The sequence below is a fragment of the Arcticibacterium sp. genome, from assembly GCF_055134445.1.
The window spans coordinates 1-17269 of record NZ_JBSRVI010000067.1; the positions used below are offsets into that span (position 1 = coordinate 1).

Annotated in this window: 14 protein-coding genes; 7 read left to right on the forward strand and 7 right to left on the reverse strand. The window is 36.1% G+C overall.

What is annotated here, in order from left to right:
• The 6 genes from ACTBZY_RS09055 to ACTBZY_RS09080 all read right to left on the reverse strand — a co-directional run.
• A partial coding sequence (locus tag ACTBZY_RS09055; RefSeq protein ID WP_463046011.1) for a leucine-rich repeat domain-containing protein occupies positions 1-1669 on the reverse strand: 1669 nt, incomplete at its 3' end.
• Positions 1670-1694: 25 nt separating this feature from the next.
• Positions 1695-2957 carry a 3-coathanger stack domain-containing protein gene (locus ACTBZY_RS09060; protein WP_463046012.1) on the reverse strand — a complete coding sequence of 421 codons (1263 nt, stop codon included), beginning with the start codon at positions 2955-2957 and terminating at the stop codon, positions 1695-1697.
• Positions 2958-2961: 4 nt separating this feature from the next.
• Positions 2962-4089 carry a hypothetical protein gene (locus ACTBZY_RS09065; protein WP_463046013.1) on the reverse strand — a complete coding sequence of 376 codons (1128 nt, stop codon included), beginning with the start codon at positions 4087-4089 and terminating at the stop codon, positions 2962-2964.
• Between the two features lie 4 nt (positions 4090-4093).
• Positions 4094-5149 carry a hypothetical protein gene (locus ACTBZY_RS09070; RefSeq protein ID WP_463046014.1) on the reverse strand — a complete coding sequence of 352 codons (1056 nt, stop codon included), beginning with the start codon at positions 5147-5149 and terminating at the stop codon, positions 4094-4096.
• A gap of 25 nt (positions 5150-5174) precedes the next feature.
• Positions 5175-7730, reverse strand: coding sequence for a leucine-rich repeat domain-containing protein (locus ACTBZY_RS09075; protein ID WP_463046015.1), 2556 nt, complete (start codon positions 7728-7730; stop codon positions 5175-5177).
• A gap of 15 nt (positions 7731-7745) precedes the next feature.
• Positions 7746-8039 carry a LytTR family transcriptional regulator DNA-binding domain-containing protein gene (locus ACTBZY_RS09080; RefSeq protein WP_463046016.1) on the reverse strand — a complete coding sequence of 98 codons (294 nt, stop codon included), beginning with the start codon at positions 8037-8039 and terminating at the stop codon, positions 7746-7748.
• Between the two features lie 341 nt (positions 8040-8380).
• Between ACTBZY_RS09080 and ACTBZY_RS09085 the strand changes: the two genes are divergently transcribed.
• Together ACTBZY_RS09085 and ACTBZY_RS09090 are read left to right on the forward strand one after the other, a co-directional pair.
• Positions 8381-8989 carry a hypothetical protein gene (locus ACTBZY_RS09085; protein WP_463046017.1) on the forward strand — a complete coding sequence of 203 codons (609 nt, stop codon included), beginning with the start codon at positions 8381-8383 and terminating at the stop codon, positions 8987-8989.
• Positions 8925-9068 carry a LuxR C-terminal-related transcriptional regulator gene (locus tag ACTBZY_RS09090; protein ID WP_463046018.1) on the forward strand — a complete coding sequence of 48 codons (144 nt, stop codon included), beginning with the start codon at positions 8925-8927 and terminating at the stop codon, positions 9066-9068. Before ACTBZY_RS09085 ends, ACTBZY_RS09090 begins: the two co-directional genes overlap by 65 nt.
• A gap of 25 nt (positions 9069-9093) precedes the next feature.
• Here the strand turns inward: ACTBZY_RS09090 and ACTBZY_RS09095 are convergent, their stop codons facing one another.
• Entirely contained in the window at positions 9094-9849 is a 756-nt protein-coding gene (locus ACTBZY_RS09095) for a LuxR C-terminal-related transcriptional regulator (protein WP_463046019.1), read from the reverse strand.
• 123 nt (positions 9850-9972) lie between these two features.
• Here ACTBZY_RS09095 and ACTBZY_RS09100 point away from each other — a divergent pair, with 123 nt between their 5' ends.
• The 5 genes from ACTBZY_RS09100 (at position 9973) to ACTBZY_RS09120 (ending at position 17261) form a co-directional block, all read left to right on the forward strand.
• The gene (locus ACTBZY_RS09100; RefSeq protein ID WP_463046020.1) at positions 9973-11265 is read left to right on the forward strand and encodes a hypothetical protein; all 1293 of its coding nucleotides are present in this window, start codon (positions 9973-9975) and stop codon (positions 11263-11265) included.
• A 73-nt stretch (positions 11266-11338) separates the two neighbouring features.
• Complete coding sequence (locus tag ACTBZY_RS09105) at positions 11339-11977, forward strand: TetR family transcriptional regulator C-terminal domain-containing protein (protein ID WP_463046021.1); 639 nt, start codon at positions 11339-11341, stop codon at positions 11975-11977.
• Positions 11978-11981: 4 nt separating this feature from the next.
• A complete protein-coding gene (locus tag ACTBZY_RS09110) occupies positions 11982-13307 on the forward strand; it encodes an ABC1 kinase family protein (RefSeq protein ID WP_463046022.1) in 1326 nt (441 codons plus the stop codon).
• A 608-nt stretch (positions 13308-13915) separates the two neighbouring features.
• A complete protein-coding gene (locus ACTBZY_RS09115; RefSeq protein ID WP_463046023.1) occupies positions 13916-14230 on the forward strand; it encodes a LytTR family transcriptional regulator DNA-binding domain-containing protein in 315 nt (104 codons plus the stop codon).
• Between the two features lie 526 nt (positions 14231-14756).
• Positions 14757-17261, forward strand: a complete 2505-nt coding sequence (locus ACTBZY_RS09120) for a DUF7133 domain-containing protein (protein ID WP_463046024.1) — start codon at positions 14757-14759, stop codon at positions 17259-17261.
• The last annotated feature ends 8 nt before the right edge of the window (positions 17262-17269 follow it).

Below are 17269 nucleotides of genomic sequence, written 5' to 3' on the forward strand. Positions count from 1 at the left end.
AGCTCGTGGTATTATAAAAACTCTGATAATCTAGATTTAAAGTTTCCAAAACTCCCAAGTTTCCTATCTCATCTGGGACAGAGCTTAGACGATTATAGCCCAAATTCAATTCCTTCAAGGAACTTAATCCTCCTATGCTAGTTGGTAAAGTCGAAAGGCCGTTAGCTGACAGATTTAGCTTCTCCAATATGGCTAGGTCGCCGATAGAGCTAGGCAATTCTGTTAATTTATTATTCTGTAGAGGTAATTCTTTTAGTAAATCTAGGTTTTGTAGCGTATTGGGTAATACGGTCAGTTCGTTATCATTTAAAGTTAATTCCGTTAGAAGAACTAAGTTTCCTAAATCTGAAGGTAAATTATTTCCATTTCTGCCCAATCTATTTTGATGAAGTCTAAGCTCTTTCAGCTTCAACAGATTCCCCAATCCGGGGAAAATGATTTGAATTTGATTATTATTTAAATACAGTTTCTCTAAATCGACCAAACCACCCATTCCGCTTGGTGTGTTGGTTATCAAACTCCCTGAAAAATCTAAAACAACCAACTTTATTAGATTGGCAATTTGAGTTGGAATACTTGAAATAGGATTTGGAGAGGCATACAACTCAGTCAGATTTACCAGGGTGCCTATGGTAGAAGGAATCAATGTAATCTGATTATTGGCAAAATTGAGTTTCTCCAGATTCGTCAAATCACCAATTCTTGTCGGAATAAGATTAATACCACACGCATTAAAATAAAACTCTTTCAAACTTGACAAATCACCAATAGCAGCAGGAATTGTTTGTAAGGGTCCGTTGCTTGAAATATCAAATTTTTCAAGTTTGGCTAAATCACCAATTTGCGTTGGTAATTGAGAAATACTATTATAATGCAAATCCAATTCTATTAATTCAGTAAAATTCGAAATGCTTGCAGGTAAACTTCCATTGAGATTCATGGAAGGCAGACTAATCTGAGAAACCCTCCTTTCTCCTCCAACAATGGTATATGCAAGACCCATTTTTGAACTTGGGTTAACTAATAAGTCGAGGTTCGCATAAGTTGCCTGAGACCAACTAACTCCATTAGTTGCCGAATATAAGTCACTTAATGCTGTTCTATCACCTACATTTAAATCTGCCGAAGACGAACAATCATCGGAAATGACTAAACCTAAATCGAAATAGTTTAAACTTAGATTGTAAAAATGAGCCAAGCTGGCTGTAGGTACTTCCAAGCAGCTCAAATTCGAGTTATTCTTTGCATTAAAAGAGCCATAAGAAACAGCTGAACCTAATTTGACAAAATTTAATGAATTATTATTTAGTACAACCTCACTCAAATAATTTAAAGCACTTACATTTAAGCTCCCTGTCAATAGATTCTGGCCTAACTTAAGAGAACTTAATCGAGAGAATGCCGACAAGTCCGGCAAGGTTCCATTTAGGTTATTATTGCTCAAGTCTATCTCTGTAACATACTCTACCCCAGAAATACTCTGGGTAGTAATGCCATACCAAGTATTTACATCCGATGTACCAGAATCATTGGTATCCCAATTTGTTTTATTTGTCCAAGAGCTACCTTGCGTATTATTATAAATACCAATCAGGGCATTTCTTTCAAGCCCAGAAATTTGAGCTTGGGCATAGATAGATACTAAAAAGAATAGGATAAACTTTTTCATACTGAAACATTTAATATTTTACTTCTTAATCACACCCACCAAATTCCGTTTGAAAAACAGCACCATTGTCTACAAAGAAACCTGGCTTCAATAATATGTAGGCACCTGCTTTGTAGGTTGACCTTGTATTTATTCCTGTAATAGTATTTTGTGCTTCTATATAACCTCCGTTTGTCGAGGCTTCTAGCATTGTATTCCCTGATGTAATCTGGTCATTTGGATTTGATAAACTTAAAGACATAGCACATGGTGGTGGGCATTCGTCTAAAATGGAAAAATCATAAGGAGAGCCATTGCTTATCACAGGATTGCTAGAAACTATCCTTATTAAATAACCAGCACCTAAGCTAACTCCCGAAGGAATAGTAGCCGTAATAATACCAGATGAAGAACTGTTTATAGCACCAATAACTGTAGGTGAGGAAAAACTCCCATTTTCATCTGACAGCTGAGCTGTAAATACATTATCAACAGCAAAGCTACCGCCTGCTTCATAAGGAATATTAAATACAGTTTCCTTACACCATGCTTCTGGAACATCCGTGGCTACGACTACGTCATCTTGAACAATAAAAGACTTTAGACCTACCATACTCCACTTACCATTTTGGTCTTTGGCTCTTATGAAAAGTTTGTGCTCACCATTTGCCAGTGAGTTTAAGTTAATCATCAAGTTTTTTTGTACCTCAGAGCCACTAGAAAAACTAATAGCAGTTGCTACGCCATAGCCTGGGTCATTATCTATAAAATATTCCAATTGTGTTATGGTAGGTACTGCATTGGCTGGAAGTCTATCTATGTAAAATGGTCTTACCAAAACCTGACTCCACTTACCGTTTTCATCTTTAGCTCTAATAGAAAAAAAATGAAACCCAGACGACAAATTAGATGCAAGCGTAACCGCAATGTTTTTATCAACCGAACTCCCTGAAGTTATGGGGACATTTGTAGCCAAACCAAATCCAGGGTCTACATCTACAAAGTACTCTATTTTTACTATATCTGATTTTACCAATGATGAAGATAAAGAGGTCACATAGAATGGACGAACAAGTGGCATCCCCCATTTATCATTTTCGTCTTTGGCTCTAATAGTTAAGAAATGAAATCCCTCATTTTCTCCTGTTAGAGAAACAGGAAACGACAAATTCAGAGGCGTCCCAGCGGTAATAGATACTTCCGTACCCAAATTATATCCGGGGTCATCGTCAATAAAGTATTCTACTTTGGTAATATTTTGGGCGATAGCATTAACGGTAAGCAACAGAAGGAGTAATATCTTTTTCATAAGCTTAATTGTTTCCTTTTACTGTGATATCAATTTGAAGTGGTACAGAAGCATTTCCTGCACCCGTTGATTTAAAATCTGTAATGATTGGATATGGAATATCTCCTGCTAATACATAAGGATTTACTCCGCCGAAGGCTCCGGCGTCTTCGCCATTTACTCCTATGCCTTTAGCTGGGGAAGTTGAATCAAGAATATAGTTTTTATCTGCCCAATTATATTCTTGATAATTGTCTGGATTAGGTATTATAAAAACTGTCCCTTTTTCAACATTACTGACATTCCCATTACCTTCAGGAAGCTTCCATTGCGGACTCCAACCATCATCCATATCATCATAAATCAAAATATTATTGTACACACTAGTAATATCCGTCGCTGCATTAGCAAATAAAGTATTGGGTTCTCCACAATTGGCACAGGAAGTAGTTTGAATAATATTGTTAAAAATTTCAGAGCCATATATATTATAAAAGCCCATCAGCCCTCCGGCATTAAGTACTGTATTATTATATAGAAATGAACCTCCTCCAATATTAGCAGCAACTTCTATTAAGTTACTGGAAATAACTAAATTAGTAGGCTTCGGAATATTTGTTTGAGCTGGCGAATTTAACTCTGTACAAAAGTTTTGTGTGATAATCCATTCTGAGCATCTTAAGTATTTCGAGAGCTCAATGTCATAGCTGTAATTGAAATATATTTTCCCATATAACCTACAATTAGAGATTTGTATTTTGTTTACTGCCTTTCCTTCAATTGAATTTGAATTAGGTTGAGAAGGACTACCAATAGTAAGTCCTCGAACAACAGAACTATCACTTCCAGTGTCAAAAATAATACCACTGGAAAGAATAGATTGTTTAGTTTCGAATGAATCATTTTCATTGTTTGTATGAAAAAAGCCATTGCCCAAAATGGCCAATCTTTTAGTGCATACTAAACCTCCATATGAGTCTAAACTCGGCTCCACATAAATTATATCCCCATCAGAAGCTGCGTCATGTGCATCTTGCAGATTTGCATAAACATTTAGACCTGTTATCCCTGGGGTATTGTTTACCCTGAAAATAGTCTGACTGAAAGTTAGAATAGGGCAAAGTGTTAGTATTAATCTCAGTATCTGTTTCATAAGCTTAATTATTTCCTTTTACTGTGATATCAATTTGAAGTGGTACGGAAGCATTTCCTGCACCAGATGATTTAAAATCTGTGATGATTGGATATGGTATTTGGCCTGCTAAAACATAAGGGTTTACCCCACCGAATGCTCCAGCGTCCGTACCGTTTTTGCCTATGCCTTTAGCAGGTGAAGAATTGGAAAGTATTACGTGGTTATCATTAGAAATATAACCATTCATCATTGGGTCACTTATTTGAAAACAATCTTCATAGGCTGCACTATTGACATTCCCTCCTGAGTTTGGTAAAACATATTGGGAAATGTTGCCTGAACTAGTATTTCTGGTTACTGCTATATTATTTTCAACTCTAGCTCCTGTTGTATTAATAATTAATGATTCTTGAGTACATGAATTACAATCAAACGTTAGGAAAATATTGCTAAAAATATCAGTCCCATTTAATCCACCAAGTAGAGATCCGCTAAAAAATGTATTATGTTCAATCAAACAATTTGTCCCCGTATTATTAATACCGGATTTTATAATATTATTAGAAAAAACACAATTAGTTGGGTTATATACATTTCCTGCCCCATTAATAGCTCCAATTCTGCTTTGAGAAATTATCCAATTACTACAGTTTCCAAAATTAAAATGACCTGACAAATATATAGCATTAGCATAGCACCTTTTTATAATTATACCATCAACATAATTCCCATAAAACAAGTCAAAAGTCAAACCTTCGAATATAGAATTGTCACTTCCTGCATTAAGAGTTATTTGATCTAAAATTGAGCTTCTTAAACTATAGTTCTTAGTAGCATTGCTATCTAAGTAATAACCATTGCCCAAAATGGTTAGCCTTTTGGTGCATGTTAAGGAACCATAGCTGTTCAAACTCGGCTCTACATAAATAATGTCGTCATCTGATGCAGCATCATGTGCAGCTTGGATGGTGGTGTAAACGTTTACGCCTGTTACGCCTGGGCTATTATTTACCCTGAAGATGGTTTGGGCATCTAGGTTCCAAGAAAAAAGTAGTAGAATTAATAGTATCCTTTTCATAGTAGTATCATTTTGAGTTTGTGGATTAATCACACCCACCATTCTGAGCCAAGAACACGGTTCCGCTATTGGCAATAAATCCAGGTTTTAAATAAATGTATCTCCCTGCCGAAAAAGTGGCTTTCGCGGTGCCTGTAATCTTATTTGAAGCTTCTATAAAACCTGTGCTATTTTTAACATCTATGTTTGTTTGCCCTGATGAAACATCATCGGCCATGCTAACTAAAACTGCACTTTCAGCACATGGAGGTAAAGTGCCCGGACAAACACCAGCATTAGACGAACAGAAGTCTTCCCAGCTAGCGTCTAAGAGATAGTTGTAAAACTCTGCTGTTGTTAATTGTCCGCAAAGTTTTTTAAGGCTATAATCAAAACAACCACTTAGTCCTTGATTTGAGAGTTTTACAGATGTAAGATGTTCTAAATCACCTAGTGAGCCAGGAATACTACCGCTGATATAATTCCTAGTTGCTCCCACATAGTTTCCATTCATGTGTAGCGTAATAAGTTCCGAAAGGTCGCCAAGTGAAGAGCTGAGTGTACCTCCTACATTATTCCCTTGTAAGTTCAAAGAAACTATGCGTTCTTCATTATTTACTTCGGCTTTGGCAGTTCCAAAAATGCCAGTAAAAGTACAATTGGCGGGAGGAGTCTCATTTTCTGTTATAATTTCCCAGCCCGTATTGTATCTCCAATTGTCCCCTTCCGCTGCTTCGTAAAAAGCTTTCAAGGCTGCAAAATCTGTCGCGGAACAGTTTACGCCATTTTTAAGAGGCACAAAACTTCCTGTCTGTAAAGTCAAGTCTGTTACAATATCGCTGTTTATTTCACAGAAATAACTTTTAGCTATTTGAGCAGCCTGTATATTGTTTAGCACTAATGTGGCATTAGTTTCTCCTGCTAAAGGGCTTCCATCAAAGTACCATTGATAAGTATTTTCGTCTCCAGAAACTACCGCTTCAAAAGTAAGACTTCCACCTATATTAGTTCTTAAATACGAATCGGGACCTACTTTTTTTTGTGGATTATAATAAAAGGAAAACGCTACATTAAAGTCATCTAATTTCGTTTCAAAATCTCCAAATTGAAACTTATTCTGTCCTATAGATAAAAAATCAAGTTGAGTTAAGCTTGAAAAATCGGGAAGTACTCCAGAAAGCTCATTATCATAAACTGAAAACTCTTGAAGGCTGCTTAAATTAAGCAGGTTAGATGGAATAGACCCGCTTAACTGATTTGAACCAAGGTTTATTTTTTTTAGATTGGTTAAATTACCAAGATAAGCAGGAATACCGCCTTCTAGCTTATTACTCCCCAAATTCAGTTCTTCTAAAGAAACTAAACCTGCCAAAGAAGGAATTGTTCCTTCAATCTCTAGATCTCTTAATACCAGTTTTTTTAAATTAGCAAGACCATTAATTTCAGTTGGTATAGCCCCTATTTTAGGAGACCTTAATGCATTAGTATTTTGGATTTGAAATACTTCTAGATGCTCCATATTACCAATTGAAGGTGGTATAGACCCGTTAATTCCCCAGGCATCATGTATGAAAGATGTGATACGCTCGGCTCCATTTACTTTCTCACTTTTAAGATTGCTTACTCCTAAAAATGTACAATTAGCAGGTGGTGTTTCGTTTTCTGTAATAACATTCCAACCAAACTGTGGATACCAGCCCGTTCCACCGGCAGAGTTATACAATTCTTTTAAAGCTGCAAAGTCTGCGGGATGACAATTAACCCCCTCTTCAAGAATAACAATCATTGGACTTCTCAAAGTCAAATTTGGGATAGTGCTGTTAGTCACTACAACTTCGAAGTAATCATTTCGAAATTGACTTTCTTGAATATTCGGAACCAATACAGAAGAGCTAGCTTCTCCTGTTAACCATGAGCCATTCTTTTTCCATTCATATAGATTATTTGCACCAGAGATTCCGGCATTTACAGAAACATCATCTCCCACCTGAGCCCTTTGAAACCAATATTGGACATCAAAACTTTGGTACGAATAATCGAATGAGGAAACCCCTTGATTCGAGGTGAAATTAGTTTCTAAGTCGCCAAAATGAAAGGAATTTCCCGATATATTCAGACTGGTCATTGATGGCAATGAACCAAAGTCTGGAACAGTACCAAACAAACCATTACGACTTAAATTAACGGTCGTAAGTTTGGTTAAATTAATTAACGTAGAGGGTAGATTACCCCTTAAGTATGCTACAGGATATACTGTTTTTGACTCTGAAATTACCAGTGACTTTAGTTCAGTAAGGTTACCCAATGAACTTGATAAAACTCCTGTTATCCGATTATATTGGAAAGATATGCCAGTCACCCTTTCTTCACCGCCAATTGTCTCGCTCGTTATTCCATAAATCCCTTGAAAAGTGCAGTTTACAGGCGGTGTGGTATTATTCTTTATAATATCCCATGTACCAGTTTGTGAACCATAAGACCAATCTTCTGTAAGTGTTAGGTTATAAAAGTCTTTTAGCGACTGAAAATCAACCGTATTACATTGGCCGTAAGAAAAATGGGCCACAAAGAAAATTATCGAAATTGTAAATATTTTTTTCATGTTAGGGTACGTTTATTATGCTAAATATGAATTCAGAACTTCTTGTCGTCTTCTACTCACTTGCACCTTATTTCCTGTCTTCAGTTCCACCATTATGCAACTACCGCTACAGTCTATACGTTTTATGGATTTTGGATTCAACACATGAGACTTACTCACTCTTAAGAAATGAGAATGGTCTTCGTGGTGTTTTCTTAATGTGGTGCTTGAAACTCGTTTTTTACCATCTATAAGATGGAATTCAGTGTAATTCATGACTCCTTTAAGGAAGACAATTTCACTTTCTTCGGGGTATTTGTTTCTTTTCATGGTACTTTATTTATTAATTGTATATCAAAGTTCTATCGTTAACAATGCTGATCCTATGGGTTAAGTACCCATTATGAAAGGGTGTTTTTCCCCTATTATCTTCGACCTATTTAGGATATTTTTAGATGTTCAAATTTCGAAAGCATTTTAATACTTTGAAATCCCTATAAATGGGGATTTTACCTTAGCAACAAATGAGATGCCTTCTAAAACCGACTAAAGAGTACTTTACAAAACAATGGTTTATAGTGTTTTGAATCAATACGCCAGTTGGCCTATTTTTCAGAATAACCTAATTTGTATAGACTTTATAACAGTACATATACCTAATTTATATACTCATGACAGACAAAGAAATCCTCACAGCCTCGCACAAAAAACTGTATAGACTCTCTCAATTATTGGAACAAGGAGTTATTACTTTAGACGACATAGCCTCTTTTGTCCCTGGTATAATGCATACCAATAAAAGAGAAAATCTAGAGCTCACTTTTCTATCTGAAACAGGCTGTAATTATATCAGATATTCTATGGAAGAAATCAATACATTGGGAGCAGAAATATTCTCTAAACATCAAAGCAAATTCACGCTTGAAAAGACCTACCCCAAGCTTTTACAAAAAATGAAGGAAGATGATAAAGATAAGATAGTACCATTTTTTCAGGATTGGAAAATCAAGAAAGATGATAAACCATTTTTCTATTTAACCTCAACAAAAATCTTGAACGAAAATGAGTTCATCTCCGTGTCATTGGCTCCAAAAAAAGTAGAATATTTATCAAACAAAGTGAATGACATTTTTGAAACCAATACCATATTTGATAAGTACTTTACTAGATATCATAGGTTAACCAAAAGAGATTATAAAACTACTCGCTATGGAAATGACTCGAAAAGAAATATCCTATCAGCTTTTCATAGACGAAACAACCGTAAAAAAACACTGTGAGAACATTTACAAAAAACTAGAAACATCGAAAAGAATCGATATTGAAAGAATAGCTAGAACATTCTCCATGATAATTTAGAAGAAGTCTAATCAATAAAGTATTCTCAAATATTTCCTTCCCGGATAGCTAGGGCCACCAGTTGAGTGCTATTTTGGCAATTATTTCTTTCCATGGCATTCTTTTTATGGCTTATTACGGTTTGTTCAGATATAAATAATTTAGAAGCGATACTTACTGCCGTTAAACCCTCACCCATAAGTTTTATAACATCTAATTCTCTTTTCGAAAAACTTGATTTTGTATCTGTTTCAACTCCAAGACCCATGTAAGATTCCATACCTTCTAGACCAATAAAAGACAACTTATAATTATTAACAGTTGTAATATAAGAAATATCAGTATGGACACCTAAGACCTTCAAAAGGGAGCCATTGCCATCTATAGCAAGAGTCAAGTTTTGTAATGAAAACAACTTATACTCACCACTTGCTACCTTTCCTCTGTAACAGTATGATATTTTATATTTTAAAATATCATTGGGATTACTTAATCCTTGTAAAAAATCTGCGACCTTCTTTTCACATTGAAAAACATAATCCATATCATCAGGATGAAACCTTAATAAAATTGATTCTAAAGGTTTATTGGATAAATCCTCCCCAAGAATTGAAAGGGTACTGTCACTGCATCTGTCAAAAATCAATGTTGGGCTATCAAGTATGGTATAGTAAAAAGGCCCAGGACAGAACAATGCAGCTACTTTTTCGTTTATTAAGTTGCGGTCAATGGCTCCACTTTCCCCACCAAGGTAGCATGTTTGGGATTTATATAAATCTCGAAGCAGAATCTCTTTGTTCATTCCTAGATGAATTTCGTTTAGAATTAGCAATCTAAACAAAAAAAAGAATTATTCGATAGAATTAAAATACCCCTTTTGGGTTATTCTAAAGAAAAAGATACCTTCATTCCCTAAATTTACCAAATGAAAATACTCCTAATACTCTTCATCACTATTACTTCCTGCCAAACCCAAAAAAACACCAAACCAGAACTGGATAAACTAGCCACAGAATATGTCAAACTAGGTTTGGAGATAGGCCAGCAAGACTCAGATTTTGTAGATGCTTATTACGGGCCAGATAGTCTGAAGCCTGAAGCAGTAGTGTACGAGGTTTTCCCAAAAGAGGAATTTCTTTTAAAGATTTCATCGCTTCAAAATGACTTCAAAGCTTACTTGAATTCAGAAAAGGACAGCTCCAATATCAAGAGAGCGAATTATATTAATGCACAGCTGAATGCCTATGCAGAACGCGTGAGAATAGTGGGAGGTCAAACGTCTGACTTTGATACTGAATCTATGGCTCTTTTTGGTGTAGAAGCTCCACATTTTGATACTGCCCATTTCGACCAAACAATTAAAAAGCTTGATGCATTTTTAGAAGGTTCTGGCAGCTTACAAGATAGATTCCAAAGTTTAGCTTCCCGCTTTGTCATTCCTGTTGAAAAACTGGATACGGTTATGAAAACGGCCATTGCCGAAGCTAGAAGAAGAACGCACCAACATTATCCCATTCCGAAAAATGAAAACTTCAGTTTAGAATTTGTAACTGACAAAGCTTGGAGTGGGTATAATTGGTATCAAGGTAATTTCACCTCTTTGATTCAGATCAATACCGACTTCCCTATTTCTATTGAACGGGTGATTGATGTAGGAAGCCATGAGTCATATCCAGGGCATCATGTTTTCAATATGCTTTTAGAAGAAAACCTATATAACAAGCAAGGTTTGATTGAAACCAGCATTTATCCGCTTTTTAGTCCACAGTCACTCATTGCCGAAGGCTCTGCCAATTATGGTATTGACGTAGCATTTCCTGGAAACGATAAAGTAAAATTTGCAAAAGAGGTTCTTTTACCATTAGCTGGCTTAGACACCACTGGAATTAGTAACTATTTCGCTGCTTTAGAATTGGTTGGCGAATTAAATTATGCAGGAAACGAAGTGGCCAGAGGTGTTCTAAATGGTACTATGACAGACCAAGAAGGCATAGACTATTTAATAAAATATGGCTTTTACAGTCCTGAAAAAGCAAAACAAAGAATAGCGTTCACTAAGAAATACCGTAGTTATGTTATCAACTACAACTATGGTAAGGACTTGGTTAAGAATTATATAGAAAAGAAAGGAGGGACTTCTAAAAACCCTAAGAAAAGATGGGAGCTTTTTGGTGAACTTTTAAGTAACCAGATTTTACCTTTTGAACTTATCAAATAGTTTGTTTAAATAAAGTTGACTTTTGTTAAACTAAAATAAGACGGTAACTGTTTTTTAATAAACCTCAGAAATCATGGCAAAAACAAAAAGTTCTATCATCGACTTATACATGAACTGGACATTAGAGCATGGTGCTCCTCCAGCTAATGTTTATAAATTTTGTAAAGAAAATAAGCTCACCGAAACTGAATTTTATCAGCAATATTCCTCGCTTAATGTGCTAGCTAAAAGCGTATTCTCTGCTTTTTTTAAGCATACTATAAGCATGCTGGAAAAAGAGGCAGCTTACGCCACTTATGGTCCAAAAGAAAAGCTATTGAGTTTTTATTATACTTTTTTTGAAATACTAACGGCTAATAGAAGTTACATTTTACAAGAACTTCCTGCTAGTTTAAGTGACTTAAAGAAGCTGGACCAATTAACGAGCCTTAGAAAAGAATTTAAACATTTTACGAATGAGATTTTTGCAGAGCATATTTCTTCTGAAGTGAAAAATGTTCAAAAGGTAAAGGCTATCACTTTTGAAGAAGGAGCATGGCTGCAGTTACTTCTTATTATGGCTTTTTGGATAAAAGACGAGTCCGCTGGTTTTGAAAAAACAGACATTTTTATAGAAAAGGCCTTAACAGCCACTTTTGATTTGGTGGATAATACACCTATCAATTCTATTTTAGACCTTGGAAAATTTCTCTTTAAAGAAGTAGCCGCTTAATACAATGAACACCATTGATAGCATTCCCACTGGGAAGATAAATAGGGCCGCCAAACTCCTAAAAACCGGGGCAAAAGTGGGCGGAAACTATTTAAAATATTACGGAGAAAAGCTTATTAATCCAGATTTGGATAAAGAAAAGCTTAATGAATCTAATGCTGAAGATATTTACGACGGACTGAAGAACCTAAAAGGAAGTGCTCTTAAAGCAGCTCAAATGCTGAGCATGGAGAAAAATTTGCTACCAAATGCCTATGTGGAAAAATTCTCTCTCTCTCAATTTTCTGTGCCTCCTCTCTCCGCTCCTTTGGTGAGAAAGACTTTTATAAAGTATTTCGGGAAGTCCCCCAATGAGATTTTTGACCAATTCTCCGAAAATTCGGTGAATGCCGCCAGTATTGGACAAGTGCATAAAGCAGTGAAAGACGGAAAAAGGCTGGCTGTCAAAATTCAATATCCGGGTGTTGCTGATAGTATAGGCTCCGACTTAGCATTGGTTAAACCCATAGCTACGAGGATGTTTAACCTTCAGGGCTCCGACTCCGAGAAGTATTTTAAAGAAGTAGAAACCAAACTCAAAGAAGAAACAGATTACCTGCTAGAAATAGCTCAGAGCAAAGAGGTTTCGGCGGCTTGTTCAGGCATTTCTAATTTACGTTTTCCAAAATACTATTCCGATTTATCTACGGATAGAATTCTGACCATGGACTGGATGGATGGCGTGCACCTTTCTGAATTTAAAACAGATAATCAAGATATCTCTAACAAACTTGGTCAGGCTCTCTGGGACTTTTACATGTTCCAGATTCATAGCTTAAAAAAGGTACATGCCGACCCTCATCCTGGCAATTTCCTTATCTCGGCGGAACATGAGCTTATAGCCATTGACTTCGGCTGTATGAAAGTTATTCCGGAGGAATTCTATGCACCATACTTCCATCTATTTGAGAAGGGGAATTTAGAAAACAAAACCGTTTTTGAGCAAGGATTAAAAGACCTAGAAATATTTAGGGAAGATGATAGTGAAGAAGAAAGGGCTTTTTTCTCCGAGCTATTTTATACCCTTTTAGAATTCTTTAGCCGACCTTTAAAAGAGGATACATTTGACTTTTCGGATGAAGCGTATTTTAAAAATTTGGCAGAATTAGGCGAAAAATACGCCAGAAGCACCGAACTCAGAAAAATGAACGGCAACAGAGGCAGTAAACATTTCCTTTATATTAATAGAACACTTTTCGGGTTGTATAACCTGCTGCATGAACTCAAAGCAGAAATCAGTGTAAACACTTATCAGAAATACTTAACCCCGAACTTGGTACCAGCGGATTAAAATCAGTCATCGATTTGCACTTGGGTTATCTTTACAAAAGGGCTGTTCCAAAATAATGGAGCAGCCTTTTTTATTGACGTTAAAGAAAAACATTACCATGGCAACCGCCGGATGCATCCTTTAATAAACTTAATGAACTAAAAGCTACCGCTTTAAAAGGACAGTTCCCTAGAATAAGTGGGGAAAGCCCTCGCAACTTCTCTTTAAAAAGTCACAAATATTACCCAAAATACCACATTTCGAAAAAGCACTAGACTGGGCATATTTCATATATCCCGATAATAGATACATATGTATATAGTGCTCCTTGGTTTATACTTTTTTACATTTTTTGGAAAGTTTATTGCAACAATCGAATAAAACCTTCGAAGGTTTATTTCTAAATATTTTCAGGAAAATAAATTATTTAATCCAACAGAAACTGGTCTATGTACCTCATCCTACTACCTCTTTTTCAATTGAAGGCATAGGTTTAAAAGAAAATCATATGAACAAAACACACCACAGCTCACTATTACTTTAGGCCTATTTAGTGAAACTTATAATTTGAAGTAGCCAAGAAAACCTTACTTCCAACAACCAATTATTAATCCAAAATATATAAAGTCATGAACAACGTAACTGAAGAAAAATCAAAAATTATCTTTCTAAAAGCAGATGCAAACTACACTGTATTTTTTCTAGATAATGGCACTAAACATGTATCTGCCTATAACCTTAAGAAGCATGAGGAAGCGGCAGAATTGAAAAGTTTCGTTCGAGTTAATCGGGCATATTTGCTAAATCCAAAACATATCATAAAAACCGAAATAAAAATTAAATCACCTCGGTTATTATGTCGAACGGAATTAAAACCACCATATCTAGGAGGAGAGGCTTATTTGAAAACAATACAGTGGTTGCATAAAATAGTCCATGGCTAACTCAGATTGTTATGAAATAATAAATATTAAATTTCATTTATACAGACAATGAGCAGCCACACCACCCATAAAACATTATGTATCCATAAAATAAACTCATTCGTATAAAAACGTAATTTATGGCGAGCAATTTGAAGCTAAATAAACTAAAATATTTTAACTAAGGGGATCTGTACTAATCTTTTTGAGCTACGATAGTTTAAAAGATATTCACACACTTTTAAAAATACCCAGTAAAAAAAAACTACCCATCTAATCTAATTAGAAGGGTAGTTTTTGAAATCCTAAAAGGCGAATTTCATTAAAAATCTTTTAAGTAAGCTAGACGGTTTAGCGAGCACAACTTCATGCAAATCTTTGCTAAAATCTAAATGAAATTAGAACAAAAATGTTAATAAATCTACCCATTACCCCATTTTGTCCAAAAAATTATTTGAATTCGGATATTTATAACAATTTCTGTGGAAAAGCTCAAAGACAACTATTACATTGGTAATGAACTTTAAGCTAGATATTATTCAACCCTATGAAATTAAGTATTTTACAGCTCTCGCTGTGTTGTTCTTTGCTATTGGGCATGATCAGCTCTAAGGAGAATTCACTACCACTGTCTCCCGGAAATGAGTTAAAGTCGCTCCAATTAGCAGAAGGATTTAACATTGAGCTATCCGTTTCTGAACCACTAGTAGAAGACCCCGTTTATATCGACTTTGATGAAAAAGGAAGAATGTGGGTCATAGAAATGAGATCTTATATGCCAGACATTGATGGTAAAGGTGAAGAAGAGCCTATTGGAAGGGTTTCCTATTTGGAAGATACCAACGCTGATGGGCAGTTTGACAAAAGAACAACCTACGCCGACGGATTGATATTGCCAAGGGCACTATTCTTTTATCAGGACGGTGTCTTAATTGCAGAAAACATTCCGCTTTGGTTTTATGAAGATACCAACGGAGATGGTAAAGGAGATAAAAGAACACTGGTAGACAGTACCTATGGAGGCGGTGGTTTACCCGAGCATTCAGCCAATGGACTTCTACTGGGATTGGACAACTGGCTTTATAATGCCAAATCCAAGTATAGATATAAGAGAACAGAAAACACTTGGATTAAAGAAGAAACGGAGTTTAGAGGGCAATGGGGCATTAATAAAGATGATTTTGGAAGACTTTATTATAATTATAATTGGTCTCAACTGCACGCCGATCTGGTGCCACCAAATTACCTTAATAGAAACCCCTATCACGAAAGCTCGACAGGAACAGACCAAGTTTTGTCTGTAGAAAGGGCGGTTTTCCCTATTGGCCCTACCCCTGCCGTCAACAGAGGATATATACCTGGTGTTCTAAACGAAGATGGCAAACTAACCGAATTCACTTCCGCCTGTTCTCCTTTTGTGAGCCGAGATAAGCCTTATTATTCAGAAGACTTTTATGGCAATGTATTAGTATGCGAGCCTGCGGGCAATCTTGTAAAAAGAAATATTGTCAACGAAAACGGCAATTATTTAGTGGCGACAAATGCCTATGAAGGCAAAGAGTTTCTTGCTTCCACAGACGAACGTTTCAGACCTGTTCATATAAAATCTGGCCCAGACGGTGCCATTTATTTGGTAGATATGTATAGAGGTATTAGTCAACATAAGGCCTATATGACGGAATACCTTAGAGAACAAACCTTAGAAAGAGGTCTAGATCAATACATCCATTTAGGTAGGATATGGAAAATAACACCTGATGGTTTTAGACCCGCCGCTTCTATAGACTTGAGTACTCAAAACAGTATACAGTTGGCCGAAAATTTAGAACATCCAATCTCTTGGTATAGAGATACCAGTCAAAGGTTACTCCTCCAACAAAATAGAAAGGATGCCAAAAATAAACTGGAAGAAATAGCACTGCACGGAACCCCAACCGCCAGAATTTCTGCCCTGTGGATTTTAGAGGGTCTAAATATATTAGACCCAAATATCTGTCTCCATCTACTTAATGACAAAGACCCAAGAATTCAGGCGAATGCATTACGTCTCTTAGAGTCGCTTTCTGAAAGCAATAAAAGCTTGGTTCCGAAAATCCAGAAATCTATCAAAAAGAACATTGGGGCTAACGACATCTCTGACCTACAAATTTTATTATCTTCTTATGCTTTGCAAGAAGATTTTGCCATTGAGACGGTAAGTCAAATCATTTCAGAAAAAGGTTCTGATTTACTCCTTACAGATGCCGCTCTTTCCAGTTTGGGCAATAGAGAATTGAAAATGGTGACTCACATTCTTAAAAATAAAAAGTGGAAAGAAAAATCTGATTACAAAGAAATGTTTATAGAGCAGTTGGCCGGCATTTTAATTAAAAGAAGAGACTCTGAAGAGTCTACAGATTTTATAGCATTGATAAGCCATGCTCAAGGCTGGCAGAAAAACAGTTTATTAATTGGGGCTTCCTTACAGGTGGCCACCTCCGAAAAGGAACCTGTCGCCTTAAAAACGAAACCTACCTTATTTGTAAACAATGAAGGTTCCAGAGAAATACAAAATCTTCAAAAAGGTTTTAGCTGGCCAGGAAAACAAGTCTTAAAAACCAAAGCGGTAGTAGGAACTAAGCTAGATGCTGCAGGTATGAAACAGTTTGTGGCCGGAAGGAGATTATTTTTAAATTATTGTACTGGATGCCACGGTACTGATGGTGCAGGTTTAAAAAGATTTGCTCCACCACTGGTAGGCTCAGAATGGGTAACGCAAGAATCCGAAAAATTAGCTCTGATTTTGCTTTACGGCATAGAAGGGGCTATTACCGTGAAAGGAAAGACCTACGATGTGCCAGACATTCTACCTGTAATGCCCTCACATTCTAGCCTTTCAAACCAAGAGGTGGCCGATGTCATGACCTATATCCGTAATGAATGGGGTCATAATTCTGAAGCCATTTCTGTAAGAGATATAGGTATGCTCAGGTTAAAAACACAAGGTAAAGTGGTGCCTTGGACCGCAGAAGAGCTGATAGAAAGAATGACCAACAAGGAATCGGAAAATTAAACTATTGA

Coding starts and splice junctions, on each gene's coding strand:
- ACTBZY_RS09060 (WP_463046012.1), bottom strand. CDS start 2,957: ATGAAAAAGATATTACTCCTTCTGTTGCTTACCGTTAATGCTATCGCC.
- ACTBZY_RS09065 (WP_463046013.1), bottom strand. CDS start 4,089: ATGAAACAGATACTGAGATTAATACTAACACTTTGCCCTATTCTAACT.
- ACTBZY_RS09070 (WP_463046014.1), bottom strand. CDS start 5,149: ATGAAAAGGATACTATTAATTCTACTACTTTTTTCTTGGAACCTAGAT.
- ACTBZY_RS09075 (WP_463046015.1), bottom strand. CDS start 7,730: ATGAAAAAAATATTTACAATTTCGATAATTTTCTTTGTGGCCCATTTT.
- ACTBZY_RS09080 (WP_463046016.1), bottom strand. CDS start 8,039: ATGAAAAGAAACAAATACCCCGAAGAAAGTGAAATTGTCTTCCTTAAA.
- ACTBZY_RS09085 (WP_463046017.1), top strand. CDS start 8,381: ATGACAGACAAAGAAATCCTCACAGCCTCGCACAAAAAACTGTATAGA.
- ACTBZY_RS09090 (WP_463046018.1), top strand. CDS start 8,925: ATGACTCGAAAAGAAATATCCTATCAGCTTTTCATAGACGAAACAACC.
- ACTBZY_RS09095 (WP_463046019.1), bottom strand. CDS start 9,849: ATGAACAAAGAGATTCTGCTTCGAGATTTATATAAATCCCAAACATGC.
- ACTBZY_RS09100 (WP_463046020.1), top strand. CDS start 9,973: ATGAAAATACTCCTAATACTCTTCATCACTATTACTTCCTGCCAAACC.
- ACTBZY_RS09105 (WP_463046021.1), top strand. CDS start 11,339: ATGGCAAAAACAAAAAGTTCTATCATCGACTTATACATGAACTGGACA.
- ACTBZY_RS09110 (WP_463046022.1), top strand. CDS start 11,982: ATGAACACCATTGATAGCATTCCCACTGGGAAGATAAATAGGGCCGCC.
- ACTBZY_RS09115 (WP_463046023.1), top strand. CDS start 13,916: ATGAACAACGTAACTGAAGAAAAATCAAAAATTATCTTTCTAAAAGCA.
- ACTBZY_RS09120 (WP_463046024.1), top strand. CDS start 14,757: ATGAAATTAAGTATTTTACAGCTCTCGCTGTGTTGTTCTTTGCTATTG.